Source organism: Neobacillus niacini NBRC 15566, from assembly GCF_001591505.1.
GTDB classification, from domain to species: Bacteria; Bacillota; Bacilli; order Bacillales; family Cytobacillaceae; genus Neobacillus; species Neobacillus niacini.
In genome coordinates, this window is record NZ_BCVA01000007.1 from 102,362 (window position 1) to 127,582 (window position 25,221).

A 25,221-nucleotide genomic window follows, 5' to 3' on the forward strand; every position below is an offset into this window, starting at 1 on the left:
AAAGATGAGACCATTAGAAGGGATGAGAATCATTGCTGTCGAACAATACGGGGCAGGACCTTATGCCACGCTTCACCTGGCTGATTTAGGAGCCGAAATCATTAAAATTGAAGATCCTAGTACGAAAGGTGATGTTTCTAGAACAGTAATTCCTTATGCTGAAAATAACGACAGTTTATTTTTCCAATCATTGAATCGTAATAAAAAGAGTATCTCCTTGAATTTGAAATCAGAAGAAGGCAGGAAAATCTTTGAGGATCTCGTTAAGAAGTCAGATGCTGTTTTCAATAATCTTAGAGGAGATGTTCCTGAAAAGCTAAAGATAAACTATGAGCATCTTAAACACTTAAATCCTAAAATTGTCACCTGTTCATTATCAGGATTCGGTACGTGGGGATCGATGACGAAGGAACCTGCCTATGATTACTTGCTGCAGGCGATGAATGGGCATATGAGTCTAACGGGGGAACCAGGCGGACCGCCATCTAAATATGGACTTTCCATCATAGACTTTTCAACAGGAATGATGGCCGCTTTAGGATTAATGGTAGGAATTTATCAGGCTCAAAACCATGGGGTAGGCTCAGATGTAGATGTGAGTTTATTTGATACCTCTTTATCCGTATTAAACTATCTTGCCATTTGGCATTTAAATAAAGGATACGAACCGGTAAGAACCGCAAACTCTGCCCATCCTACTCTTGTTCCGTCACAACAGTTTCCAACCAAGGACGGGTATGTGGTGGTGATGTGTAATAAAGAAAAGTTTTTCCCAATCTTGTGCGATGGTTTAGAAGCACCAGAGCTGGCTTTTGATGAACGCTATAAAAACTTCCAATCCCGCTTTAACTATAAGGAAGACCTATTAGATAAGCTAGTTTCTTTATTTAAGAAGCAAACAACCGAATATTGGCTGGAAAAACTGAAGGGTAAGGTTCCAATCGCTCCAGTGAACACTGTACAAGAAGCATTGAGGCAGCCACTCGTTGAGGAAAGGAACATGATTGTGGAAGTAGATACCCCAACATTTGGGAATGTGAAAATGCTGGGCACTCCTATTAAACTATCGAATGATCAGCCAGACTATCAGGCAGGTCCAAGTTTGGGCCAGCAAAACGAAGATATTTATGGAGGCTTACTAGGGTATAGTCCTGAATATATCGAACTGTTAAAGAGTAAAGAAATTATTTAATTTTTAGGGGGGTAGATACTCAAGTTTCTACTCCTACTTTTTTTAAGGAGATGAACATTTTGGGAGAGGTCTATTTATTTGCTCCTAGTAACAGTGAAAAAAAGATACACAAGGCCTTAACTCTTCATACAGATGCTGTCATTATCGATCTCGAGGATGCCGTTACATCGAATGAAAAAGAGATGGCTAGAAATTTAGTTTACTCACTCCTCAAAACAGATGAAACGTTTCGTTCTAAAATATACGTTAGAGTTAATTCCATTAAAACACCGTGGTTTTTTGAGGATTTGAGCATGGTGAATGAATTAAAAAGAATAGATGGAATTATGATTCCAAAGAGTGAGGATAAAACATCCATTTCATTAGCTGCAGAACTCATAAATAAGGATGTAGAAATAATTCCTTTAATCGAATCAGCTGCGGGAGTAATGAATATAGAAACGATTTTAAGCAGCCATCCAGCAGTCAATAGAGTGGCGTTTGGTTCCGTTGATTTCGCCTTGGATATTGGAGTAGATTGGTCTGTAGAGGGTACTGAACGTGAATATGCCATGTCAAAATTGGTGCTGGCATCGAGAGCATCAGGAGTGAATCCGCCAATAGATGCTGTGTTTCCTGTCATTGATGATAGGGAGAGTTTTATAGCAGATACCCAAAAGGGTAAGCAAATCGGTTTTAATGGAAAAATGGTCATACACCCTAAACAAATTGATTGGGTGAAGGAAGTGTATACACCTTCGAAAAAGCAGCTCGAATGGAGCAAGAAAGTTATTGATGTCTTTGAATCATCTGCTCATTCTGGTGCCATTGATTTGGAAGGAAAGTTAATTGATCGTCCTGTCTATTTGCTAGCCAAGAGATTAATCAAATCCAGTTAACAAAAAAAGCGTCTATATCCTAGCTCGTTTACGAGCAAAGGTATAGACGCTTTTCTCTAATTTAATTGGATACTACTATACTAGTAGAAAGGGGGCGGAGTTTTTTCGTTTCTTCTAAGTCTACCGCTTTACCTTTAATCACCACTCCATAATCCTCCCGTGCCTGCGATAAGCTGATTAACCCATCTAAGTAGTCATTCAAGACTTTATCGATATCCCGTTCCATTGGATCTCCATATCCTCCGCTGGTTACGCCATAGATGACAAGACGTTCACCTTTTTCAAAAGTTGCCGCATTATTCTTAGAATATAATTTTTCCTTTTCACCATTTAAATGAATCTTATAAAAGGCTCCAGGTGTGCCTGGCTTTCCGCCATGAACCCCAGGCGGCGGATCAATTTCGCTATGGCGTTCCGATTCCGTTGTAATAACAGATGGTGTCAAAAATTCATACTCACGTACAGCGCTGGTACCACCGCGGTATTTGCCTGCACCAAATTTCTCTTCGATTAACTCATACCGATAAAAACGAAACGGAAGGTGCAGCTCAAGCTCCTCGATTGGCTGATTCTTTATGTTTGCGGATAAACAGTCAACCGCATCCATTCCATCTTTGCCAGGTCTGCCTCCATAGGAGCCCTCATCAACTTCAATCGTAATCCAGTAGTCACCATTTTCATAGGTTCCGCTCATGTACATCCCGTTCAATTGGGCGCTGTTACCGGCAGTAGCACGATCCGGCATGACAGGGGCTAATGCCTGAAGGATTAGGTCAGCCACACGATTGGCAGGACAGAAGCGGATTTGGGTAGCCACAGGGAATTTAGGATTAAAAATCGTCCCTTCTGGAGCCACTACTGTAATTGGGCGGAATCCCCCAGAGTTTGCAGGGATATATTTATCTGTTAAATAAGTGTCAAGCAGCAGTGACCTAAATAAGCTGTAGACCGCAACACACGTACTTCCTTCAAATGGGGTGTTTAGTGCATTTGGTCTTTGCGGAGGGGCTTCAGATAAATCCACCGTAATGTTGCTGCCTTCCACAATAACTTTAACACCAATTTTTTCAGGCTGATCACGATGAATGCCATCATCATCTAGATAACCGGCAGCGTAATATTCTCCATCTGGGATCTTTTCAATTTCTGCTCGGAGCATTCTTTCTGAATAATTAATAAGTTCTCCAGAATACAACTTAATCGTCTCAAGTCCATACTTATCGATCAATTGTGTATATCGCTTCACGCCATATTGAGCAGCTGCAACCTGACATTTTAAATCGCCAATGACTTCTCTAGGGGCACGCGTGTTACCTTCAATAAAATGCCACATATCATCGCATTTGACACCTGCTTTATAGAGGAAGTTAGCGTTGAAAATTCTACCCTCCGCAAACATATCAAAGAGATTCATAGAACCGCCAGGCTGAGCCCCGCCAATATCAAGAGCATGAGCCGTATTTCCTGCGAAACCTACTAGTTCACCTTGATAAAAAATAGGGGCTATGACACCTAAATCCAGGGAGTGGCTGGCTCCTAAATAAGGATGATTATGAATTAATACATCACCAGGCTGCAGCTGTACGCCGCGTTCCTTCAACGTTTTTAACGTCCCTCGCGTATAAGCGACTAAAGAACCAACATGGAAAGGAGTGTTATCTGATTCAGCAATTTCTTCCCCGTCTATATTAAGGATTGCACAGCCCATATCCTCAGATTCACGAATGATGACGGAATAGGAACTACGTACTAGCTGATACGCCATCTCTTTCGCAATACTATCAAGTTCACCGCCAATAATTTGCAATAGCACCGGATCAAGAGTTTTGCTCATTATGAATCACTCCTTTTCTCGTTAATTTAATAGTAGAATCATATAAAACTTCACCCTGCCAATTTGGATTAATGACAACCGTACTATCTAATCCATTAATAATCGCTGGTCCTTCTAAAATATAACCCTTCGGCAAATCAACTCTTTCATATTGAGCCACTTCATATTCCTGATAATTTTTTGGTGTTCCAAAAACCGCATTTGTTACTTTCGTTGAAACAACAGCTTGTTGAGTATCTACATGGGGAACCTCTAAATCAGGCATCACGCCAACCGTACGAACACGCAGATTAATAATCTCAATTGGGTTACCTTCAAAGGCAAATCCATAGGTTTCATGGTGTGTTGTATCAAATTTCTGTTGAATTTCTTCTCGCCAATTTTCATTAAATCCATTAAATTCAATCGATAATTCATATCCTTGACCGGCATATCGACAATCCATTTGTAAAATGGTAACAGTGTCACGTTTTTCTTTGCCCTGCTGGCTATCCTTTGAGATTTGCTGCTCAGCTTCGATCTTCATTTCATGGTAATATTGATTAATCCGTGATTCCTTTGCAGAATCTAACAGCACACCAATAGTACGAATATAATCGAATTTAAGATCGGTGGACAATAGCCCCATCGCTGAGGTAATACCAGGTGCAGGAGGAACGAGAATCGTTGGGATCTCCAGGGCATCTGCCACATCACAGCCGTGAAGAGGTCCGGCCCCGCCAAAGGCAACCAAAGCAAATTCCCGAGGGTCATAGCCTCGTTGGATGGAGTGGATCCGAATGGCTTTTACCATGTTGGCGTTCATAATTTCAAGCGTGGAGAGGGCAGCCTCTTTCAGATCCATTTTAAATGCTTCACAAATCGAACAACTCATCGCTTCCTCAGATAATTGTTTTTGAAGCTTGATTCTGCCGCCAAGGAAATTATTTGGATCAATTCTGCCCAAGATTACATTGGCGTCGGTAACGGTAGCTTCTGTTCCCCCGCGATTATAACAGGCAGGACCTGGCTCGGCACCTGCACTTCTTGGTCCAACATTAAAACCGCCGCCGCTGTCTGCCCAAGCAATACTTCCTCCGCCGGCACCAATCGAAATAACATCCAGTTGTGGAAATAAGACTGGATAACCGGCGATTTGACAATTTTGGAAATTGATTTCTAATAGCTGCTCCGGTATGACAGTAATATCGGCAGATGTACCTCCGATATCAAGACCGATTAATTTGGTGTGATTATGGAGATTTCCAATAAATTGTGTCCCAATAACCCCTGCTGCCGGTCCGGACATAAGAGTGGAAATTGGTTTATTCGAAACACCATCGATGCCGCTAATGCCGCCGTTTGACTGCATGATCAAGATTTCAGCACCACAGCCGATTTCCATTAAGCCTTTTTCAAGTGATTTCATGTACGATCTCATTTTTGGTTTTGTAAAAGCATTAATGGCCGTGGTGGTAAACCTTTCAAACTCTCGATATTGTGAAATCACTTCGTGTGACAAGGATATTTCAGCTTCTGGATAATATTCAGTGATCAGCTCGCCAACACGCTTTTCATGAATCGGATTCAAAAAGGAAAATAAGAATGCTACAGCAATGGATTTTACACCATCAGCTTTAAGCTCCTTGATGGCTTCAATGACATCGCTTTCATTTAAGGGAACAAAAATGTCTCCTGGTGGAATAATTCTTTCTCTGACTACTTTTCGATGTTTTCTCTCAATTAATGGTTTTACTTGGAAGGGGATATCTTGCATAATTGAAAAATTGTGAGGGCGTCTGTGTCTGCCAATATGCAAAATATCTCTAAAACCCATGGTTGTAATGAGTCCGGTTTTAGAACCTTCATGCTCAATCAATGCATTTGTAGCTACTGTAGTGCCGTGTAAAAACATATCAATATCGCTTGGCTGAATACCAGCTTTATCACAAATCTCTTTTACACCTTGAATAATACCGATAGATTGATCGGCTTTTGTCGATGGAACCTTATGGTAAACATGTTTTTGACCCACACCTGTGAGAATTAGGTCGGTATTTGTACCGCCAACATCTACTCCAACTCTAATCATCGTAACCCTCCTTATACCCTCTGATAGTTATTTAGATATTTTTTATAAATTTCTGGCTTTCTTTCATTATTCCAATCAATTCGTGCTTTGCTGCTCGTTACTAGAGAAAGGTCTATGTCTCCAAGAAGATAGGACCATTCTTGGTCTTCCATTTGTGTAATGACCGTTCCAAAAGGATCAATTAGGCAACTATTTCCAAAATGGTGTCTCTCAGTAGGTTCACCATGGATTTGTTCGATCCCAGCTTTATTTACGCCCATAACAAATACATTGTTCTCCATTGCTCGTATTTGCAATTCTCTTACGTACATATCCTTTCTAAAACCAAAGGTAGCGGTTGGAACAATGACTAAATTTGCACCCTGCACCGTAAGGGCTTTCCATGCCTCAGGAAATGACCGGTCGAAGCATATTAAGATTCCCGCTTTCATTCCATTATCAAGAGTAAAAACAGGAAACTCTTTACCGCCGCCGCCAAATTGTTCAAAGTAGTATTTCTCATCAGTAGAAAGACTTGGACTGTTCACTTTTGGCAAATGGACTTTTCGATATTTGCCAATTAATCCTTTTGTTGGAGAACAAATAAAGGCGGTATTATAATAGTTTGTCTGTCCATTTTCCTCCGCTTTTTCAAATAAGGTACCTAAAATATGAACGTCATACGTTACCGCCATTTCGGTAATTTTTTTTACAGTAGGGCCGTTGATCGTTTCTGCGTACGAGAAAAATTTTTCATCTTGGAGCACACCAAAATAGGGGGCTGTCATAAGCTCTGAATAGGAAATGAGATAGGGCTTATCTCTTAAAATGAGTTCCTCCGTTTTTTTGGCAAGAATGGCCCAGTTTTTTTCATAGCTTCCGGGATAAGAACCAATTTGCAATCCAGCAACTTTAATTTTATGCAACAATTTCACCTCCCTTTTTAAAGTCCTCAATCGTATAATTGCAAGAAATGTGCCATCTTCTAATTAATAGAAAAAAAGATTTTAGGATCGTTGTTTACTAGGATTAGAAAATGAACAGTGTAAAAATCCGGAGATGATTGTTAAAATTTTTAACACAAGATGAAACAAAAGGAACAAAATTTGAAACAATACAATTCTGACTATTCATAATATTGTGTTATTATTGAGTTGATAGAAATAATTGTTAAGGAAAAGTTGATGCAAAATAGGAGATGAGTAGAATTGCCAACCAAAATACTTGCCATCACACATAAGAATTTTTCACATTTATACTACGAAGTAATAGAACTGTTAAATTTACCTTTAAGTTTAGAAGTATTAGAGGTGAATTTTGGAGAGTTACATAAAATCGACCATGAAATGTTTTCTCAATTTGATTTAGTCATTACTAGTGGTGCTCATCTAGAAATGATCAATAAAGATTATTATGAGTTAACCTATCTTGTACCCTTTTATCCTTTACATTTTACAGAGGCCGATTTAGTTAAGGGACTGGCTCAAGCTAAAAAATTTGGAAGGAAAATTTTGTTAATGTATTTTCCGGAAGAGGATTATCAGCTCGAACAATATGAAGATTTATTAGACATAGAATTGAAAAGGGTTTCATTTTCTAATTTAAAGGAAGCGGAACAGATTATGAATGATTCTTATCAAAAAGGGTTTAATGTCGTGATTGGGACCAGTTCAGTCTGTGAAATAGCGGATAAAAAAGGGATAAAAAATGTTCTAATTTATTCGATAGATTCTTTAAAACTAGAAATTATAAAAGCATATCAATTAGCTGCGACAAAGAGCAAAATGGTAAACTACGGAAAAATCAAAGATGTCATCCTTCAATATGCAGGTAATCCTATTTTTTTATTAGACCAGCACCTAAGAATTATTGATACCAACGCGCACGGGTTTAAATATGTAAAAAAAAGCAGCAAGTACGAAACCATAGGAGAGCAGTTTAACACTTTGATTAACATTGATTTTAAAGGTATAGAAACCGAATCGGTTAGTGTTACACATAAATCAGAACAAATAATCATTGAACCGATTATGAATAGTGCAAATAGTAAAATGTTTATTGTTGCGGTAGAGGGTTCTCGTACTCGTGTTACGAGTGAAAATAAAAAGGAAGATACCTTAAACCCGAAATATCAATTTACAAATATTATCCACACTTCTCAAATTATGAATAAGGTCATTATTAAAACTAAACAGTACGCCCAAACGGATGCACCGTTATTGATATTTGGTGAATCGGGAACAGGTAAAGAATTAATAGCCCATAGCGTGCACCAATATAGTAATCGAAAGACGCAGCCATTCCTTCCAGTGAATTGTTCTGCGATTCCGCAAAATATTCTTGAAAGTGAATTATTTGGCTACGAAGAAGGAGCTTTTACCGGTGCAAGAAAAGGGGGGAAACCAGGATATTTTGAAATGGCTCAAAATGGAACCATCTTTCTTGATGAAATTGGAGAAATTCCTTTGGATATTCAAACAAAGCTTCTTAGAGTTCTACAGGAAAAAGAAGTAATCCGTTTAGGGGGCAGAAATATCATACCCCTAGATGTTAGAGTAATCACAGCGACCAATAAACCGCTAGTCGATTTAATTAGGAAAAAGACCTTTAGAGAAGATCTATATTATAGGATTAATGTACTTCAAATTAATGTACCGCCAGTAAGAGATAGAAAAGAAGATATTCCCTTGCTTCTTAATCACTTACTTGTGAAATACGGAATGGATACACATCAAGCTAGTTATTTAATCAATATGGCCAAAAATAGTTTATCTATGTATAACTGGCCAGGAAATGTAAGGGAAATGGAAAATTTTGCTCAGAGATTTTGTGCACTTCAATCTATTTCTAATACTACTTTGGACTTAATGAAATTGTTTACAGATATCATGAGTGAATTCTTTGAACAAAAGAATCAAATAGTAGGTAGTTTCGTTAGGAGCGAAGAAGGTGATGTTCAAGAACACATGCAAAAGCCTGAACTTGAAAAGTTAAAAATAATAAATGTCCTCCTTGAAACAAATGGGAATAAGAATCAAACCGCGGTTAAACTTGGCATGTCTAGAACGACATTATGGAGGAAAATAAAGGAATACGAAATTGATACAAGTTTTTAAGATGATTGAATGGATTTCCCCCCACCTTATTAGAGGTGCGGGGGTTTTTATTTTTATTGTAAAGCTACTATACCTATCAATAAAGATCATACCGTTTCATATGTTGTTACGTTGAAACAACATATGAAACAAAAAGCATGTTAATCAACATATATTTTTATTTGAATCTACTATATCGAACGATAAAAAAGTGTGAACAGCTTTTTTAGAATAAAATTCCCTGAAAATTATTAGTAGTAAATAGGAGAGTAACAAGAAAAACTTTTAAATTATTCTATATTATCAAAATGTTTAAAAATATATGGCATGGTAATTGCAGTTATTTAAGGTAAAGGCAGGTGAAATAGTAGAAATGAAATTGGAACATGTAAAAAGTGCCCCTTCGTTTGTTATCTTAAATAAATACCTTCTTTGGCTTTTAATCATCCAAATGGTAACAGCACTGGCGTATTATGGGTATGTTCCTCTAATCCCTCAAATGGTAAAAGAGTTTTCATTAAACAATACCCAAATTGGCTGGATGACGTCTGCTGTATTCCTTGGCTCATCTATTGTTGCAATTCCTTCTGGTATGATTACCGATCGATTTGGTGCAAGGAAGTCGTTGTTTGCTTTTTGTTTATTACTTGTTTTTGTTATCTTTTCTTTTTCAATATCAAATAGTTACATTGTTATTTTAGTGCTGCTATTTTTGTTGGGAACGGGATATGGAGGTATTACTCCAGGGACGAACAAAAGTATAATGGAAACCTTTGATGTACATAACAGGGGAACAGCAATGGGCTTAAAGCAAATGGGGGTTTCCTTAGGCAGTACTTTGGGCAGCTTGATGCTCCCTCTCATAGCCAATCAATGGGGCTGGCGTATCAGCCTTCTAAGCATTGCTGTTTTGCTGGTACTTGTGTGTCTGTTTCATTTTAAGGTGTTAGACCAAAGAGAGGATCATCATAAACAACTAAATGTGTTGAAAAACGGCAAAGAAATTTTACAAAACAAAAAATTAATGAAAATTATCGCCATTATTACCTTTTTTATCTGGGTGCAGCTTAGTGTAATGACCTACTTAGTTCTTTATTTACATGAATCGATTCATTATTCTCTTTCTTTTTCCTTATTTTGTTTAGCATTATTACAAATTGGAGGGGCCTTAGGCAGGGCATGCTGGGGAGTCATAAGTGATCGGTTTTTTAATCAGAATCGGGGAGTGATTATTGCTCTGATTGGATTAATTTCAGGAGTACTAGTTTTATTCCTCGGAATATTGTCAAACGATATCCCGGTTGTGATAATCGCTCTCCTATCTTTATGCCTAGGCATTACCACACAAGGATGGAATGGGATATTCGTCTTAATGATTTCAGAGGTGGTAAAGAAGGAACAAGTTAGTTTAGCCAGTGGAGTTGGATTAGCTACGGTGTATACAGGTGCTATCTTCGGTACTCCATTATCAGGTTGGATTATCGATTTTTCCGGTAATTTTGAAGCCATGTGGATGATTTGTGGAGCTGCTATTTTTATAATAGGGGGCCTGACATTATTTTTAAAACTAGATAGGAATTAGAAGGAACTGTAAAACTACATTAACTTTTTGAAGGGAGATATTTATGGAAATTACTATTTTCATTGTTATCCTATTTTTGCTGCTTATTATGGGAACCCACATTGGAGTGGCATTGGGTGCAAGTGCGTTAGTAATCTTGTTAATGTTTCAAGAAACAAGTCTGGACATTATTGCGCAGCAAACCTTTCAATCCGCCAATAGCTATGCATTAGCAGCCATTCCTTTCTTTATTTTATCTGGGGATATTATTATGAAAGGAAGCTTGGCTCAAAAGATCTTAGATTTTACAGATATTATCACACGGAAAATTCACGGCGGTACGGCTATGGCGGCAATGTTAGTAAGCGTTTTCTTTGCTGCTGTTTCTGGTTCTAGTGTTGCTTCCGCTGCTGCTATTGGGAAAAACTTGATAGAAGTCATGGGGGAAAGAGGGTATCCGAAACGCTTTATTGCCGGTCTGGTAGCCACTGGGGGAACACTTGGACTCTTAATTCCGCCAAGTCTTAGTTTTATCATCATTGGGAGTATGGTAGGTATTCCGATTGTAGATTTATTTACTGCCGGGATTGTTCCAGGGCTTATGCAGGCAGTCATGTTAATGGCACTAACCTACTATATTTGTAAGAAAAATGGCTGGGAAACCACCTCAAATGTTTCTACTCTAAAAAAGTTAGTACCTCTTAAGCAATTACAATCATCTTCAGGTGTATTATTGCTGCCAGTATTAATTTTGGGCGGCATTTATCTTGGTTTCTTTACTCCTACAGAAGTATCAGCTGTTGCTGTTCTCTATGCTGCTACTCTTTCTCTATTTATTTATCGCGCCATTAAAGTAAAAGATCTTTGGAATGTCAGCCGAGAATCTCTACTTCAATCCGGTATGATTTATTTAATTTTAATTGGAGGGTCTCTTACCGCTTTTATGTTAAAGAGTCTTGGGTTAACTGCAGGTTTAATCACGATGATTACGGATCTTGGACTTGAGCCTTGGCAGTTTTTACACCTTGTAAATGCTCTTTTATTTATTCTAGGTATGTTCTTGGATGGTATTACCGTTATCGTTTTAGTCGTGCCAATTTTATTCCCTGCTGCCATCGCTTTAGGAATAAATCCGATTCATTTTGCCGTCATTGTTACCATGAATATCGAGATTGCAACATTAACTCCTCCTGTAGGGCTAAATCTATTTGTGATGAGCGGGCTGGCAAAAATTCCCATCCATGATGTAGCCAAAGGGGTAGGACCTTACTATGTCATCATGATTATTTCTTTATTCCTCGTAACCTATTTTCCACAAATTAGTTTACTTTTGTTTAATTTATAGAATGAAAGAAACCTAAGTTTTTTAAAAAACAGTAACCTAAAACAAATTTTGTTTAAGAAGGGATGGTTGTGGATGAAACAAAGAAAAAAGGTATGGTCAATGATGGTAATCATGGTTTTAGCTCTATTTATGGGATTGGCAGGCTGCGGCAAAGACAAAGCATCAGGAGGTCAAGGGGATAAAAAGACTTATAAAATCATCATGACTCACGAGTTACCCGAAACGTTCTTTAAGCACAAATATATGGAGAAGTTTAAAGAAATTGTAGAAGAAAAAAGTAATGGACAACTAGAGGTAACGATTCATTCTGGAGGTCAATTATTTAAAGACGGTGAAGCCATTCAAGCTTTAGGAACTGGTTCCGTTCATATGGTTTGGCCAGTAAGTGCACACTTAGAAGCCCTTAATCAGAAATATGGTGTGGTTAGTTTGCCTTTTGGTCTTAATGATAAAACCATTTTAGAAAACGTAGAATATCGTACAGAATTAACGGGATTGCTTAACTCTTTTGTTGAAGATAAAGGGATTAAAGTTTTAGGACTTATGAGAACAGCAGAGGGGATTATTCTAACAAAAGATAAAGAATTAAAGAATTTAAAGGATTTATCGGGTTTGAAGGTTCGGACAGTTTCAGGACAGGTAGCTACTGACACCATTGAAGCATTTAAAGGAAGTGGTGTTTCTATGCCAGCAACTGAAATTGCCACTTCCCTTTCCCAAGGCGTTATCGATGGAGTCAACACTTCACCTGATGGATGGAAGGACGTTGTTGGATCTTCAGCAAAATACGGGCTTGTTGTCCCGGGAATGCAATTATTCACCTATTCCATTGCTGCGGATAAAGCATGGTTTGACGGACTCCCTAAAGATCTTCAAACGTTAATTTCAGATACCATTAATGATATTACTGTTACTCAATGGAAGGAATCGATGGAGTTAGATAAAGAATATATTGAAAAGGTAACAAGTGACTGGGGTAAAGTGAATTATGTCCCTGAAAGTGATGTGAACGATTGGAAAAAAGCAACAGAAGATGTCTATAAAAAATTTGAACAACGCCACCCAGATGCGTTAAAAGCATTTAATGAATTAACGAAGAAATAATAAAAGTCTAGTAAATTCATCCCTCATTATATAGGGGGATGAATACGCTGCCTAGAACATCCTTAACAAGAAGGAGGATTATCATTTGAAATTAATAAACTTTATTGAGGACAAAATTGTTACCACGATTGCTGTTTGTTTATTCATTTTTTCATGTGGCTGGATGTTGATTGAAGCTATTAGCAGACAAGTTTTTTCTAAGTCATTTTCTATGTCGGAAGAAGTAGTCTTGTTTTCGTTAATTTGGGCGATTTTTTTAACCTTAGGGAAAAGCGGGAAGGAAGGAAATCATATATATGTTGATTTAATCGTTATGAGACTTGGAAAACGATTAAAGAAAGCAACTTCCATCTTAAACGCTATTATCGGTTTTCTTTATGCTTGTTTTTTGGTGTATGTAGGATTTAACTATGTACAGCATCTATTCGATACCGGAATTACTTCTAATTCATCACTAAGGCTTCCAATGGGGTATGTATTCTTGGTAGTTCCGATAGGAATGATCTTCTTTGCTGCGTATTATTTAGAATCTTTTATCAAGGAAGTTCCAAAGGTTGAACAGATTGAGGAGGACAAAGTACAAGAAACGGTGAACAGCTTGATGTAACAGAATGATAAATTTAATGGGTTAGTAGAAACAATAAGAAAACAAGTTTTAGAAGTCCCAAGGAATTAACATTCCTGGGACTTTTTTTATGAAATTTAAAAGGACAAACTACTTTCGAAATAATGAGACGTTGATTATAAAAGGATTCGATGCGAGAATTAATCATGCACAATCGACAGTACAAATTTTAAAGTAGGAGTGTAAATAATGTCAGTTGAAAAAGTAGTCCAACAGCAAATTGAATACTACAACAGTCAAGATCTAGAGGGATTTGCAAGTACATATGCCGACGATATTACCGTTTACACCTTCCCTGAAAATACCATTACCTTAAGCGGCAAGCAGGCACTGATTGAAAGATATAGCGAAACCTTCAAAAAGAAAATGTTCGCTGAGATCAAGAATCGTTCCATCGTTGGAAATAAGGTCATCGATTGGGAAATCGCCACAAATGGACTTACAGGTGAAAGTACTAGCTTAATGGCTATTTATGAAATAAAAGATGATCTCATATCCAAGGTTTGGTTTATCCTTGAATAGCTTGCCAACCAAGAATGTCATAAGATCCCTCATAGCTTGAATATATCTAGCTAGAGACTTTTTTTTTGGAGGGATACTTATGACTTTTGTTTCGATTTATACGGTCGGTAGGCTGAAACACCCCTATGATCACCCTGCCTCTCGTGAATTCTTTGAAGCGGGATACGAAGTAATGCGTCAGGCTGGGAGAACAGGACAACTAATAGAGGAATTTTCACCATTTGGAGTCCAAATCCCTGAGGAAGCCGTCAAGGGAGAGGGCTTTCCTGTCCTAACTTTAACCGTATGGAAAAGCCTTCAAGGCTTATATCGTTTTACCTATTCTGGTCAGCACAGACAAGCATTGCGAGACCGGAACAAATGGATGAAGCCTTATCCAGAAAAACACCTTTCATATGTCGTGTGGTGGACAGAGAAAGTGAAAGATGTCTCTTGGCAGGAGGCCTTTAAAAGATATAACTATTATGTACAGCATGGACCGACTTCGTTTGCTTTTGATTTTAAGCATGCCTTTGATGAAAAAGGAGAAATATGTGAGTTAAGTAGCTAGCTTTCGCTTAAGGTGGCTGAACGAATAGGGTTTTTGATTTTCTCTAGAATTTTATAACCATAAAAGGGAAACCTCACTCATTGTAGGTTTCCCGTTTTTGTTTCTAGTAAAATTGTAATTTATCTTACTTCGTTTTCCGTAAATCTAAATACTGAACCGTCTTACCATCTCGATCAATTTGAACGATTAATTCGTTTTTATTAAATCGATAGATGATTTGTTCACAAGTGGCACTTTCATAGCAGCTTATGATGTTGATTTCATTCGGGTTTCCATAAGCATTAAGGATTTTACTTTTCTCGGTTGGGATAGAAGCTGCTTTCAGAAATTCTGGATACACTTGCAGCTGTTCAATGGAATTATTGGCTAGATTAATGGTTACACGAACTCCAGCACCTTCATTTTTATAATAAAGTGACCTGGTATTTTTAACTTCTTCTGTTTTAGTTGGCTTCCCGAATTTTTGAACAAGCTGATTATAAGAAGACCCTACTGTGATTCCATTAATCTGGAGAGGCTTCTCCGTTAAAAAGAACCCGTCTTTGATCCCGTTATTCTTTAACTTCTTGATCATTTTCTCCGCTTTGGATTTACTCGAAAAGGCACCAGCCTGAACGCGATAATACGTTTTACCATTTATCACTTTTTTAACGACAATTGCTTCAATCTCTTTCTTCTTCAAAAATGCGACTCGCTTATCTGCATTACTTTTCTTGCTAAAAGAACCAGCAACAGCAATATACAAAGGTTTTGTTTGTTCAAAATCAGGAATAATTAACGTTTGACCAGCAATAATCTTATTGCTTTTTAATTGGTTGTATTCCTTTAAATCCTCAATGGAAATATTGTATTTCTTAGAGATGCTATATAAAGTATCACCTTTCTTTATCGTAATATATTGATCCTCGGCAAATGCCTTCCCATTACCGAAATAAAGTAATGACCCCATCAACACTGTACAGAGAACAACTTGCATGAAACGTTTAAATTTTTTCATGTTATCTTATCACCTCATCTATTTTGACGAGTTAAAACCGGTTTGGATGCGAATAAATAAGCCCAATTATGGTTTGAAACCAAAAATGGGCGGAGTTTACTCATTTTTTACTTTTTCGGGACTATAGAGTACAATACTTGTATTGAAAATTGGAAGAAAAAGAGGATACATCATGACATTTTTAGAAAAAATTAAACCGCACTTGATTAGCGATGATATTTTAATTCAAGATGTAGTTCTGCATGCGCTGCATGATTATCCGCATGTTCCAGAAGAATGGACCAATGAATTACTGAAGGAAGCCTTTAGAAATAAAGAAAAACAATCCTCCATCTTCATTTATGTAGAAAATCAAACCTTCAATGAAGAGGCTGTTAAGATTTTAATGGAAAATATTCCATTAATGGAACCGTCCAAACGCCATTTAGCGGTGAGACTGGTTCACCATATCAAACCGGAAATTGCTCTTAAATACAAAGAACAGGTTCAAGAATACATTCCGAAAAGTACATGGTCCTTGTATGATCTATTGATACATGGTACGGAAGAAGAAGTGTACTCAGAGTATGGTCAAATCCTAAATGACCTTGAGCGGGCCGGTTCCGAGCAACGAGATTTCTATATCAAAGCAAAAAATCTGGCAGCCTGTTTGGTGAAAAAGGGCTGGGTTACAGAAAACGAAATAGATCTTGTACTAGAAGAGGAGCTAAAGGAACAATGGTTTTCCTTTAATGGAATCTTAGCGGTTTATATGATTGGATTGTTAAAATTAGAAAGACATATTCCTTTATTGGTTCGCTTATTAGATCGCGATGATGACAGTTTGTTAGAAGAACTATCAGCAACGTTAATCAGTTTCCAAAGTGATCAGGTGGTAAGGGAAGTAGCACCTTATCTAAGAAAAGATAATTCCATCATTTATGCCGCTTCCATCATAGAAAACATAAAAACAGACTATGCGGTTCAAGTTCTAAGAGAAGCCTATCGTTCTGCAAAAGAATTGGATCATCAAGATATTCTAATCGAAGCACTGTGTCACCAGCTTTCGGAAGAAGCTCTGCCTGAGATTAACAAACATATGAAGCTAGATGAAAGTTCTGGCCTTGTTGATATCGAACAGACCGTGTATAGCTACTTTTCTATACTGGGGTTAGAGCATCGAGAATTAAATTTTTGGAGACAGGTAGCACTGGAAAGGGAACTAGACTTTAGACAAATGGGGAATGATCTCCCACTTGCTCCAGTCCGAACCGAAAATAAAGTTGGCCGAAATGATCCATGCCCTTGTGGAAGCGGCAAAAAATATAAAAAATGCTGTGGGAAATAAAATAGTTTAAACCTTTGTGCATTGGTTTGGTTATACGAGAATAATGATGATTAGGGACTACACTGGAGGCCTTTTGATTGTCGAGAAAGGTATCTTTCTCGGCAATTTTTTACTTTTATGTGCTTTGAGGACAAATCGCATGAGCACCAAGCAAGGATTTGTCCTCAATACGGGCTCTTGAAGACAAATCGTGTGTGCACCAAGCAAGGATTTGTCCTCAATACGGACTCTTGAAGACAAATCACCAGAGCACCAGGCAAGGATTGTCCTCAATACAGGGTCTTAAGGACAAATCGCATGAGCACCAAGCAAGGATTTGTCCTCAATACAGGCTCTTGAAGAAAAATCGTACTAGTCCCTGTTTATTCATAGTCAAAATAAGAGCTGTCGAGACTTCCTCGACAGCCTGGGGCGACCTTTGAATGCCTTTTTTTATTCAATAAATGCTGGGTTTATATCAGTTCTTGTCGACATTACGTTCTAGGATTTGATTAATAGAGTGGTGGGTAGGGATTATTTTACTTAGTTTCGTTAACCATTGCGTTCTATCCAAAGATATTGGTGCACTTTCTTTTATTCGGATGAATGGGTGAGTGGGTGGAAGAACTTGTTTTAATTTAATCCATTTATGGTTAGGTGTTTTATCCAACTTCATCACTCCTTTCTCTTAGATGAAGGATAGCTTCTAATCCAATGTTCTAAAGTCAGTATCAAGAACCGTTTGTCCTGGGACATTTCCACCGTTAATCTTGCTAAGTCCGTTGCTAGTTACTAAAACATTATCGTCACAATCAAAAAACGTCACTCTAACTTCGTACACGAGAATAAGCATATCATCTAAAAAGTCGGTAGCGCAATACTGCTCCAGTTTGTGCATGAATAGTAATTGGACCTCCATCACCCGGTGTAATTTCCGGTCCATTGAAAGAAGTAATTGGTACTTCAATGGGAATATTAAATGTCCAGTCAAAAACCTCAACCTTCACGCGCCGCGAACCTTCCTTGTTCAGATTAGCAACATTGATAAGAATTTGCAGCGTTTCCTCATTTAGATTGACTAGGAGCCCGCTAGATTTTACTATACAAGGTCTAGTACCCATATTTAAGCCTCTTTTCAATATAGTCTTAATAGTAAATGCAATAATGGGACAACCAGTAACGGCTAACATCCTATCTGTTTATGTAAAAACACTGCGCATTCCTTCTAAGTTTTATCTCTTTTTACTAATATCTTTTTACTGATCAAAGAGGTCAACAGGACAATACCGAAAATGACAATGAGTAGTACACTGAACTGTGTATGGGTTAAAGATAAGGACTGTGCAAAATCTACGGAATAGGCTAAAGAGAATGATGTGATTAGTTTTGAGGCACAAGCAATAAAAAGAAATTTTTTCAAGCTTACTCCGCTTATTCCTGCTCCAAAACATATGATTTCATCAGGTAAAATAGGAATCACGAATAATAGTAATAAAATGCTTATCTCGTTTCTCGATACATAACGTTCATATTGCTGCATATGTTTTTCCTTTACCCATTTTCTAATTAGCTTTTGGCCCCCAAACCTAGCGATGAAATAGGCAGCCATGATCCCTGAAAGCGTACCTATAAAACTTATACTTGCTGCAGGAAATGAACCAAGTACAGCACTACCAGCCCCAACAGTTGCTGCTTCCGGAAAAGGTAGCAAGATTGGTTGTAGAAAACAGATGGTAAAGAAAATAATGGCCACAACGAACTGATTTCCATGAAATAAATACTCCATAAAATGTCCACCTCATTTTTGAATTTGCATTTTCAATTATAAGAGAGGAATCTTATGATATTGGTATATATTTCCTTAAGAAATTCTTAACTTTTTAATTAAGATTGACTGTTAAGCCATTCATAGTACATAACCTCGCCTTGAATATACTTACTCTTAGAGTCTGCCCATTTGTCCACGGACATCTCTCATCTGTATAAGCCCCAGAATATACTGGTGAAAAAATGGGAGGTGAACAATGTGAAAGAATTATACATGGATACCCCTTCAAATCGAGATCAGCTGCACGAGTGGGAACGAACGGCACTAGAGAATTTTTCTTTCAAGATGAGTGATAAAAATCGGCCTTTTCCTTGTATACCTGCCACCATCGGTTTTTCAAAAAACCAATTACGTTATGGATTTATTGGAGACCCGCGGAATACAGACTCTTTACTTGAACTGGCAGAACTTCTGAGCGGATTTACACGTGAGTCAAAAAAATTCGGTACCTATACTTCGCTGATTATTTTCTATGAAACACCTGAGGATCTAAGGGATACCTATACAGTAGAGGATTATGAGCAGTTATTCTGGAAACAACTGAGCGGTCTGACTTCACTCGATCCATCTTACTGGCCGGCAGATATACCTGCGGATCCTCATAATCCAATTTGGGAGTTTTGTTTTAATGGAGAAAAATATTTTATGTATTGCGCGACCCCTGCCCATGTTAACCGCCAAAGCAGGCATTTTGATGTCTTAATGCTCGCGATTACCCCTAGGTGGGTACTGCAGGAGTTTAGTAAGAAGGAGGGTTTTGCAAGGAACATTAAAGCCAACATCCGAAAAAGATTGGCCAACTACGATTCGGCCCCTATCCATCCAGACTTGAACAATTACGGTGGCGACGATAACTTTGAGTGGAGACAATATTTTTTGCGAGATGATGATACTTCATTGTCAAAATGTCCTTATCATCGGATGCTGAGATTGTTAAAGTTGGACAAATAAACCAGCGCAGGAGACACCCTGCGCTTACACTTTCAAATGGCTAAGTTCGTTAAGAATATCGTCAGTGGTTACAATCGTGGCAAATTCTTTTTGCAGCATCGCTAACTCATACTCCTGAATGGAATCCGCGTCATGATATACCCCTTTATGGTCTGTTATGCCAAATGCCGCAATGGCATCCTCTACCAAAAATGTTTGATATCCAAGGTTGGCACTCATCCGGGTAGTAGTTGATACACAATGCTGAGTAGACAAGCCTGTGATAACGACGGTAAAGATGTGATTGACTTTGAGATAGGTTTCTAATTCTGTACCAATAAAACCGCTGTTGACATTTTTTGTGTAAATGGTTTCATTAGGAAGTGGTTTTACGAGATCTTTAAACTCTGTACCGTGTTTGTTTTTATAGTGCAGAGGGGAGTCCGGCAGTAAGGATAGATGTTTGGTGTAGATGATGTGTCCTTTCCTCTTTCTCCATTCCTTTTGCAATTTTGAAATATTATGCTCTGCATCGTGATTGTTCCGTTCTCCCCAAAAAGGGTCATCAAAGCCGTTTTGAACGTCGAGGATGAGCAGGGCAGGCAGTTCTAAAAATTGGTTCATGTGATTGTCCTCCATATTTTGGGATTTCTCGTTATTATTAGGTCGAATGTAAAAATTTAAACGGAAAACCTTGTGTGTGTGATTACCCAACCTGCTACATAAATTGATTATAGAAAACTTTAATTGTCTTAATCTTCTTCAACAAGTGCGTTACTTGAACAAAGAGTCAGTAGTATTGAATGATTAGAAAAATAAGATTAAAATAAAAATTATTTAGATATGGGGGATGAATGAAACATGCGGATTCGAGAAATGGAAGAAAGAGACAATCAAACAATGGAGCAAATTATTAAACGCGCATTGGAATCGTTTAACTTAAACATTCCAGGAACAGCCTATTTTGATCCCCAACTAAGTAACCTTGCCCAATTTTACAAGGAACAACCAAATGCAAAGTATTGGGTTGCTGTGAATGAACAAGATGAAGTGGTAGGCGGCGTGGGGATTGCACCATTTGGTCAGAAGACGGGGGTATGCGAGCTGCAAAAGCTTTATATTACACCTGAAGCTCAAGGTAAAGGTCTGTCGAAGGAGCTTATGAAAGTAGCACTCGACTTCGCAAAGGAACATTACACCCACTGTTACTTAGAAACAATGAAGATACTCCAAACGGCGAATCTCCTTTATAGCAAATTAGGTTTCCAACAACTTGAAAGACCATTAGATGGTTCAGAACATAGTACGATGGACGCTTGGTATATAAAAGAATTAGGATAAATCAGAATAAGACTATTAATTCAACCGATGGGTTAGCAAAGATGAAGAAGAGATGTACATAAAAGAAAACGAAGGCGTTAGTTCAATGAGCCTTTGAAAGGCGGATAGTCTGGTTATTTGGGGCCAGGCTATTTTTTGTAATCCAAAAGGGGTGTAATTAATTAAACATTTCCCTTGAAATGATGGTGTGATTTTCACAATTTATGATAGACGCGGAGCCTTTTATAGGGGTTTTTTACGGTGAGAATAGTCCCATGACTAAAGGCTACACATTTTTGACAGTTTGGTGTATGATAGTTATGAAAGCGCATACATTTTTTAATGGAGGTGATACCATGTTTATATATGGTAATGATTATATCAAATTTTTAAACGATGACAGGAAGCGTCCATTAACGTATGACCAATGGAAAAATAGTAACAGACAACAGGAATTAGAAAAACGGACTCCATCCGAAATGGAAACAAACAGATATACGAATGGATATTTTTCTCCAAGCATCTATAATAAAAATTAATAGTTTAATTGAGTGAGGAGGCCTCCGGTTATATGGGGAAAATCCATGGAGGCAATACAAGATAAGAATTCAGAACATGATAGATTCATAACTATAAATTGATAAGGACATGAAGACACTGTATATGGACGACGGCAGTGTCTTTTTTATTTTTTTGCTGTGTTAAAGGTTATGGTTGATGTTATTCATTTTAAGAATCTATATAGACGGAAAAATCTCTCTTAACTAGTAATAATTCATAAAAGTAGCCTATATAGACGGAGAGATTCCGCCTATTGACCTGAAATACGTGAAAACGGATAAGATTGCTGTGCTTAACCTGAAAACCTCCCCTTATTAACCCTGAAAAAGGCTCCATTCTGCATTTAACCGGAAATTCTCCGCTTATTTTACTTCGCTGGTTACTAGAGGGTAAATCAACATCCTTATTTAACATAGCCTATGTTTTTAAAAATGAGTTGCTTTGGAAATTTTAGCATTATTTTTACAGTATTTACAAAGAATATCCTTAACACATATCAAGGGGTCCAGTAATGAAAAATATGGGGTTTAGGAAAAAAAGGGGGGATACTCCCAATATACAATTTAAGGAATCGATGAATTCACTTCCGGAAATCCCCCTAAATCCAAGTTTAGATATAAATATAGACATACTGAAATCCGCCTATAAAGATTGCGCTGACGTAGTATTCCGAGACTTTAGCATCAGCAGTGAGATTAACGCTGTTCTTCTTTACATAGATGGCCTTTCAAATACAGAAGAAATCGACCAGCATGTACTGATGCCGCTGATCCAGTTGAAAAACCCGATAGAGGGTCCGATATTTGAGCGAGTGAAAAAGGAAATTTCGGTATCAGATATCAAGGAATTCTCCACGATACCTGATATTTTTAAGCAGATTTCGATTGGCAACCCAATCATTTTGATTGAAAGACAAACAATGGGAATTTCGGTTGGCCTGCCGAAGTGGGAAAAACGCAGTATGAAGGAACCTGACGCAGAAACCGTCATCCGCGGTCCTAGGGAAGGGTTTGTTGAAACATTACGCGTGAACACCTCCCTATTACGCAGGAAAATTCGTCATCCACTATTAAAAATGAAACAAATATCGATTGGCGGTTACACCGAAACACAAGTCATTGTGGCATATATCGAAGGATTAGCCGAAAACACTTTAGTAAATGAAGTTACCCATCGACTAAAGCGAATCAAGATGGATGGAATTTTAGAAAGCGGATATATTGAGGAAATGATCCAGGATAGCCCCCTTTCTCCTTTTCCGCAGCTATTAAACACGGAACGTCCGGATGTTGCTGCAGCATGTCTATTAGAAGGCCGTGTCATTATTTTAATTGATGGCACTCCTTTTAGTCTTATTGCCCCCTGTACGTTTTCAAGTTTATTACAGGCACCCGAGGATTACTATAATCCATTTTACATCAGCACATTGATCCGTTGGCTGCGCTATATATTCTTTTTCATCGGTTTGCTTGCACCATCAGCGTATGTGGCGATCTTAACGTTTCATCAAGAAATGCTTCCAACCTCACTGCTCTTAACGATCGCTCAAAGTCGTGAACAAATTCCCTTTCCCGCATTGGTTGAGGCGTTTATGATGGAAGTCACGTTTGAGGCACTAAGAGAAGCAGGTGTGAGATTGCCAAAACAAGTCGGAGCGGCTGTCAGTATTGTCGGTGCGCTCGTGATTGGGCAAGCAGCGACTGCGTCGGGTTTGGTTTCATCACCGATGGTTATGGTGGTGGCCATTACAGGTATCGCTTCGTTTCTAGTGCCAAGATATGCGGCCGGTATCACGATTCGACTACTCCGATTCCCAATCATGATTTTATCCGGTATGTTAGGTCTATTGGGCGTTATGCTTGGAATTACCACCATTGTTGCACACCTTTGTACACTGAAATCCTTTGGTGTACCCTATCTCAATTCGGCTGCAGGACTAAAGCTTCGAAATGTAAAGGATGTTTTGGTTCGTGCCCCGTGGTGGGCCATGGATACACGGCCTGAATTGTTTTCAGAAGATACTCGTAACCGAAGACGTGAAGCCGAGAATCAAATGCCCAGTCCAGAGAAAGGGGATGGTGGTTGATGTGTAAAATCCAAGCAATCAAAAGGACGTTTACTTTATTCTTGCTGATTTTCCTCTCCTCGATGGTCCTTACAGGATGTTGGGATCGAACCGAAATAAATGACCTAGCTCTTATTCTGGCAGCAGGTATGGATAAAGGGAAAAATAATAATATCGAGCTCTCCGTTCTTGTCTTTATTCCACGCCCCCAGCAAAGTGGACAAGGAAATGAGATGTCAAGTGGAGGCAGCAGCGGCCAATCCTTTGTGAGATCAGCTGAGGGTAAAACGATTGCAGATGCAATGGCACGGCTTCAGGAAGCATTGACAAGGAAGATTTTTTGGGGGCAAAGTGAAGTGATCCTTATTGGTGATAAACTAGCCAAAAAAGGAATTAGCGAACAAATTGATTTTTGGATGCGGCACTCGGAACCTCGTATACGTGCCGATGTATTGGTTGCGAAAGGAAAGGCAAAGACGGTTTTGAAGGCCATACCGGAATTGGAAAAAGACGCCTCCATACAACTTCGAAAAATAGTCAAATCACATATTGGAGTTAGAGTAACGGTAAAGGATTTATTGCAAATGCTATCCCATACATCCAATGTAGCTGTGCTGCCATGGGTTGAAAACCTCCCGCCAACACAAATGGATAAAAAAAAGGCCATTCCCATCATTAAGGGAGCAGCGGTTTTTAAGGATGGAAAAATGGTAGGAAGATTAAGTGATAAAGAAACTAGGGGAATTCTTTGGCCAAGAAATGAGATGAAAACCGGTGTGATTACCATTTCTTTTACAGGTGAAGAAGGCTCCATATCCTTAAATCTGTTAAGGAGCCATAATAAATTAATCCCTTCCATTAAAAACGGCAAATGGAGCATGCGCATTAAAACGAATGCAGACCTAGAAGTCTTTCAAAATACGACAGAATTCAATTTATTCGATCCAAACGTCATTAAGAAAGCTGAGAAAAAGGTGGTTTATGAGATAGAAGAAAGAGAACGGCTCGTGATGACGGAACTTCAGAAAAAGTTAAACGCTGATATTTTAGGCTTTGCAGATGAATTTGAGAAAAAATATCCGCAAATTTGGAAAAAAAACAGAGATCAGTGGAATGAAATTTTTCCGGAGATAGCCGTTTCTTTTGACACGAAGGTCAAGATCCAAAGAACCGGTTTGGCAGATGAAAAACATAAAAGAGGTGCCGAGCGATGAAGGTTCTTGGAATCTTAGGGATAATCGTTATACTTTTGTTTATTTTTTTGATTCAACGGCCGGGGTTGAAAAGAAGTGGAAAAAGGGAAAAGATAGCTTTTTTTTCGATCATGATGGTGAATGGGGTCCTTGCTGTTTTACTTGTGATTTTTCCAGAAATGCCGGGGCCAGGGCAAATGATTGATTTCCTCTATAAGTCATTTAAGCCGTTTTGGTAAAGAAACTCCTGTTAGTAAAGGAAGGA

25 protein-coding genes are annotated in these 25,221 nt (G+C 38.3%); 16 read left to right on the forward strand and 9 right to left on the reverse strand.

The genetic code is table 11. From position 1 onward, the window contains the following. Positions 1–4 precede the first annotated feature (4 nt). Positions 5–1,192 carry a CaiB/BaiF CoA transferase family protein gene (locus BANA01_RS08675; protein ID WP_063252637.1) on the forward strand — a complete coding sequence of 396 codons (1,188 nt, stop codon included), beginning with the start codon at positions 5–7 and terminating at the stop codon, positions 1,190–1,192. Positions 1,193–1,251: 59 nt separating this feature from the next. Next, positions 1,252–2,070, forward strand: a complete 819-nt coding sequence (locus BANA01_RS08680; RefSeq protein ID WP_063252639.1) for an HpcH/HpaI aldolase/citrate lyase family protein — start codon at positions 1,252–1,254, stop codon at positions 2,068–2,070. Between the two features lie 61 nt (positions 2,071–2,131). Here BANA01_RS08680 and BANA01_RS08685 read toward each other — a convergent pair whose 3' ends face one another. From BANA01_RS08685 to BANA01_RS08695, 3 genes are read right to left on the reverse strand one after another with little or no spacing between them, the layout of a single operon-like run. Next, a complete protein-coding gene (locus tag BANA01_RS08685) occupies positions 2,132–3,904 on the reverse strand; it encodes a hydantoinase B/oxoprolinase family protein (protein WP_063252641.1) in 1,773 nt (590 codons plus the stop codon). Further along, a complete protein-coding gene (locus BANA01_RS08690) occupies positions 3,888–5,975 on the reverse strand; it encodes a hydantoinase/oxoprolinase family protein (RefSeq protein ID WP_063252642.1) in 2,088 nt (695 codons plus the stop codon). Before BANA01_RS08690 ends, BANA01_RS08685 begins: the two co-directional genes overlap by 17 nt. 11 nt (positions 5,976–5,986) lie before the next feature. Continuing rightward, positions 5,987–6,880 carry a carbon-nitrogen hydrolase family protein gene (locus tag BANA01_RS08695; RefSeq protein WP_063252644.1) on the reverse strand — a complete coding sequence of 298 codons (894 nt, stop codon included), beginning with the start codon at positions 6,878–6,880 and terminating at the stop codon, positions 5,987–5,989. A 282-nt stretch (positions 6,881–7,162) separates the two neighbouring features. Between BANA01_RS08695 and BANA01_RS08700 the strand changes: the two genes are divergently transcribed. The 7 genes from BANA01_RS08700 to BANA01_RS08730 all read left to right on the forward strand — a co-directional run bounded on the left by BANA01_RS08700 (position 7,163) and on the right by BANA01_RS08730 (position 14,756). Next, positions 7,163–9,070 carry a sigma 54-interacting transcriptional regulator gene (locus BANA01_RS08700; protein ID WP_063252646.1) on the forward strand — a complete coding sequence of 636 codons (1,908 nt, stop codon included), beginning with the start codon at positions 7,163–7,165 and terminating at the stop codon, positions 9,068–9,070. A 352-nt stretch (positions 9,071–9,422) separates the two neighbouring features. Beyond that, a complete protein-coding gene (locus BANA01_RS08705) occupies positions 9,423–10,631 on the forward strand; it encodes an MFS transporter (RefSeq protein WP_063252648.1) in 1,209 nt (402 codons plus the stop codon). Between the two features lie 43 nt (positions 10,632–10,674). Beyond that, positions 10,675–11,955 carry a TRAP transporter large permease gene (locus tag BANA01_RS08710; protein ID WP_063252649.1) on the forward strand — a complete coding sequence of 427 codons (1,281 nt, stop codon included), beginning with the start codon at positions 10,675–10,677 and terminating at the stop codon, positions 11,953–11,955. A gap of 72 nt (positions 11,956–12,027) precedes the next feature. Beyond that, a complete protein-coding gene (locus tag BANA01_RS08715; protein WP_063252651.1) occupies positions 12,028–13,059 on the forward strand; it encodes a TRAP transporter substrate-binding protein in 1,032 nt (343 codons plus the stop codon). Positions 13,060–13,144: 85 nt separating this feature from the next. Then, positions 13,145–13,666, forward strand: coding sequence for a TRAP transporter small permease (locus tag BANA01_RS08720; protein WP_063252652.1), 522 nt, complete (start codon positions 13,145–13,147; stop codon positions 13,664–13,666). A 207-nt stretch (positions 13,667–13,873) separates the two neighbouring features. Further along, a complete protein-coding gene (locus tag BANA01_RS08725; protein ID WP_063252654.1) occupies positions 13,874–14,206 on the forward strand; it encodes a nuclear transport factor 2 family protein in 333 nt (110 codons plus the stop codon). A gap of 79 nt (positions 14,207–14,285) precedes the next feature. Further along, on the forward strand, positions 14,286–14,756 hold the full coding sequence (locus BANA01_RS08730; protein ID WP_063252656.1) for a DUF3291 domain-containing protein: 471 nt from the start codon (positions 14,286–14,288) through the stop codon (positions 14,754–14,756). A 124-nt stretch (positions 14,757–14,880) separates the two neighbouring features. Here BANA01_RS08730 and BANA01_RS08735 read toward each other — a convergent pair whose 3' ends face one another. After that, on the reverse strand, positions 14,881–15,753 hold the full coding sequence (locus BANA01_RS08735) for a LysM peptidoglycan-binding domain-containing protein (RefSeq protein WP_063252657.1): 873 nt from the start codon (positions 15,751–15,753) through the stop codon (positions 14,881–14,883). Positions 15,754–15,925: 172 nt separating this feature from the next. Here BANA01_RS08735 and BANA01_RS08740 point away from each other — a divergent pair, with 172 nt between their 5' ends. After that, on the forward strand, positions 15,926–17,080 hold the full coding sequence (locus BANA01_RS08740) for a YecA family protein (RefSeq protein ID WP_063252658.1): 1,155 nt from the start codon (positions 15,926–15,928) through the stop codon (positions 17,078–17,080). 457 nt (positions 17,081–17,537) lie between these two features. Here BANA01_RS08740 and BANA01_RS08745 read toward each other — a convergent pair whose 3' ends face one another. The 4 genes from BANA01_RS08745 to BANA01_RS08755 all read right to left on the reverse strand — a co-directional run bounded on the left by BANA01_RS08745 (position 17,538) and on the right by BANA01_RS08755 (position 18,845). Continuing rightward, positions 17,538–17,735, reverse strand: coding sequence for a hypothetical protein (locus tag BANA01_RS08745; RefSeq protein WP_063252659.1), 198 nt, complete (start codon positions 17,733–17,735; stop codon positions 17,538–17,540). A 30-nt stretch (positions 17,736–17,765) separates the two neighbouring features. Then, positions 17,766–17,957 (reverse strand): hypothetical protein, encoded by a 192-nt coding sequence (locus tag BANA01_RS29480; protein WP_157411747.1) that lies wholly within the window; start codon positions 17,955–17,957, stop codon positions 17,766–17,768. Then, the gene (locus tag BANA01_RS08750) at positions 17,914–18,180 is read right to left on the reverse strand and encodes a hypothetical protein (protein ID WP_063252661.1); all 267 of its coding nucleotides are present in this window, start codon (positions 18,178–18,180) and stop codon (positions 17,914–17,916) included. Before BANA01_RS08750 ends, BANA01_RS29480 begins: the two co-directional genes overlap by 44 nt. A gap of 104 nt (positions 18,181–18,284) precedes the next feature. Continuing rightward, positions 18,285–18,845, reverse strand: a complete 561-nt coding sequence (locus BANA01_RS08755; RefSeq protein ID WP_063252663.1) for a TVP38/TMEM64 family protein — start codon at positions 18,843–18,845, stop codon at positions 18,285–18,287. A gap of 255 nt (positions 18,846–19,100) precedes the next feature. Here BANA01_RS08755 and BANA01_RS08760 point away from each other — a divergent pair, with 255 nt between their 5' ends. Then, positions 19,101–19,838, forward strand: coding sequence for a YqcI/YcgG family protein (locus BANA01_RS08760; protein ID WP_063252777.1), 738 nt, complete (start codon positions 19,101–19,103; stop codon positions 19,836–19,838). A 24-nt stretch (positions 19,839–19,862) separates the two neighbouring features. Here the strand turns inward: BANA01_RS08760 and BANA01_RS08765 are convergent, their stop codons facing one another. Then, positions 19,863–20,441, reverse strand: a complete 579-nt coding sequence (locus tag BANA01_RS08765) for a cysteine hydrolase family protein (protein WP_063252665.1) — start codon at positions 20,439–20,441, stop codon at positions 19,863–19,865. A 237-nt stretch (positions 20,442–20,678) separates the two neighbouring features. Here BANA01_RS08765 and BANA01_RS08770 point away from each other — a divergent pair, with 237 nt between their 5' ends. From BANA01_RS08770 to BANA01_RS08790, 5 genes are all read left to right on the forward strand, one after another. Further along, the gene (locus BANA01_RS08770) at positions 20,679–21,158 is read left to right on the forward strand and encodes a GNAT family N-acetyltransferase (RefSeq protein ID WP_063252667.1); all 480 of its coding nucleotides are present in this window, start codon (positions 20,679–20,681) and stop codon (positions 21,156–21,158) included. Between the two features lie 335 nt (positions 21,159–21,493). Next, positions 21,494–21,676, forward strand: coding sequence for a hypothetical protein (locus tag BANA01_RS08775; protein WP_063252668.1), 183 nt, complete (start codon positions 21,494–21,496; stop codon positions 21,674–21,676). A gap of 596 nt (positions 21,677–22,272) precedes the next feature. Then, positions 22,273–23,784 (forward strand): spore germination protein, encoded by a 1,512-nt coding sequence (locus BANA01_RS08780; protein WP_235847091.1) that lies wholly within the window; start codon positions 22,273–22,275, stop codon positions 23,782–23,784. Beyond that, entirely contained in the window at positions 23,784–24,977 is a 1,194-nt protein-coding gene (locus tag BANA01_RS08785; RefSeq protein WP_063252670.1) for a Ger(x)C family spore germination protein, read from the forward strand. Before BANA01_RS08780 ends, BANA01_RS08785 begins: the two co-directional genes overlap by 1 nt. Continuing rightward, the gene (locus BANA01_RS08790) at positions 24,974–25,195 is read left to right on the forward strand and encodes a hypothetical protein (protein ID WP_063252672.1); all 222 of its coding nucleotides are present in this window, start codon (positions 24,974–24,976) and stop codon (positions 25,193–25,195) included. The genes BANA01_RS08785 and BANA01_RS08790 overlap by 4 nt, the downstream gene beginning before the upstream one ends. Positions 25,196–25,221: the final 26 nt, after the last annotated feature.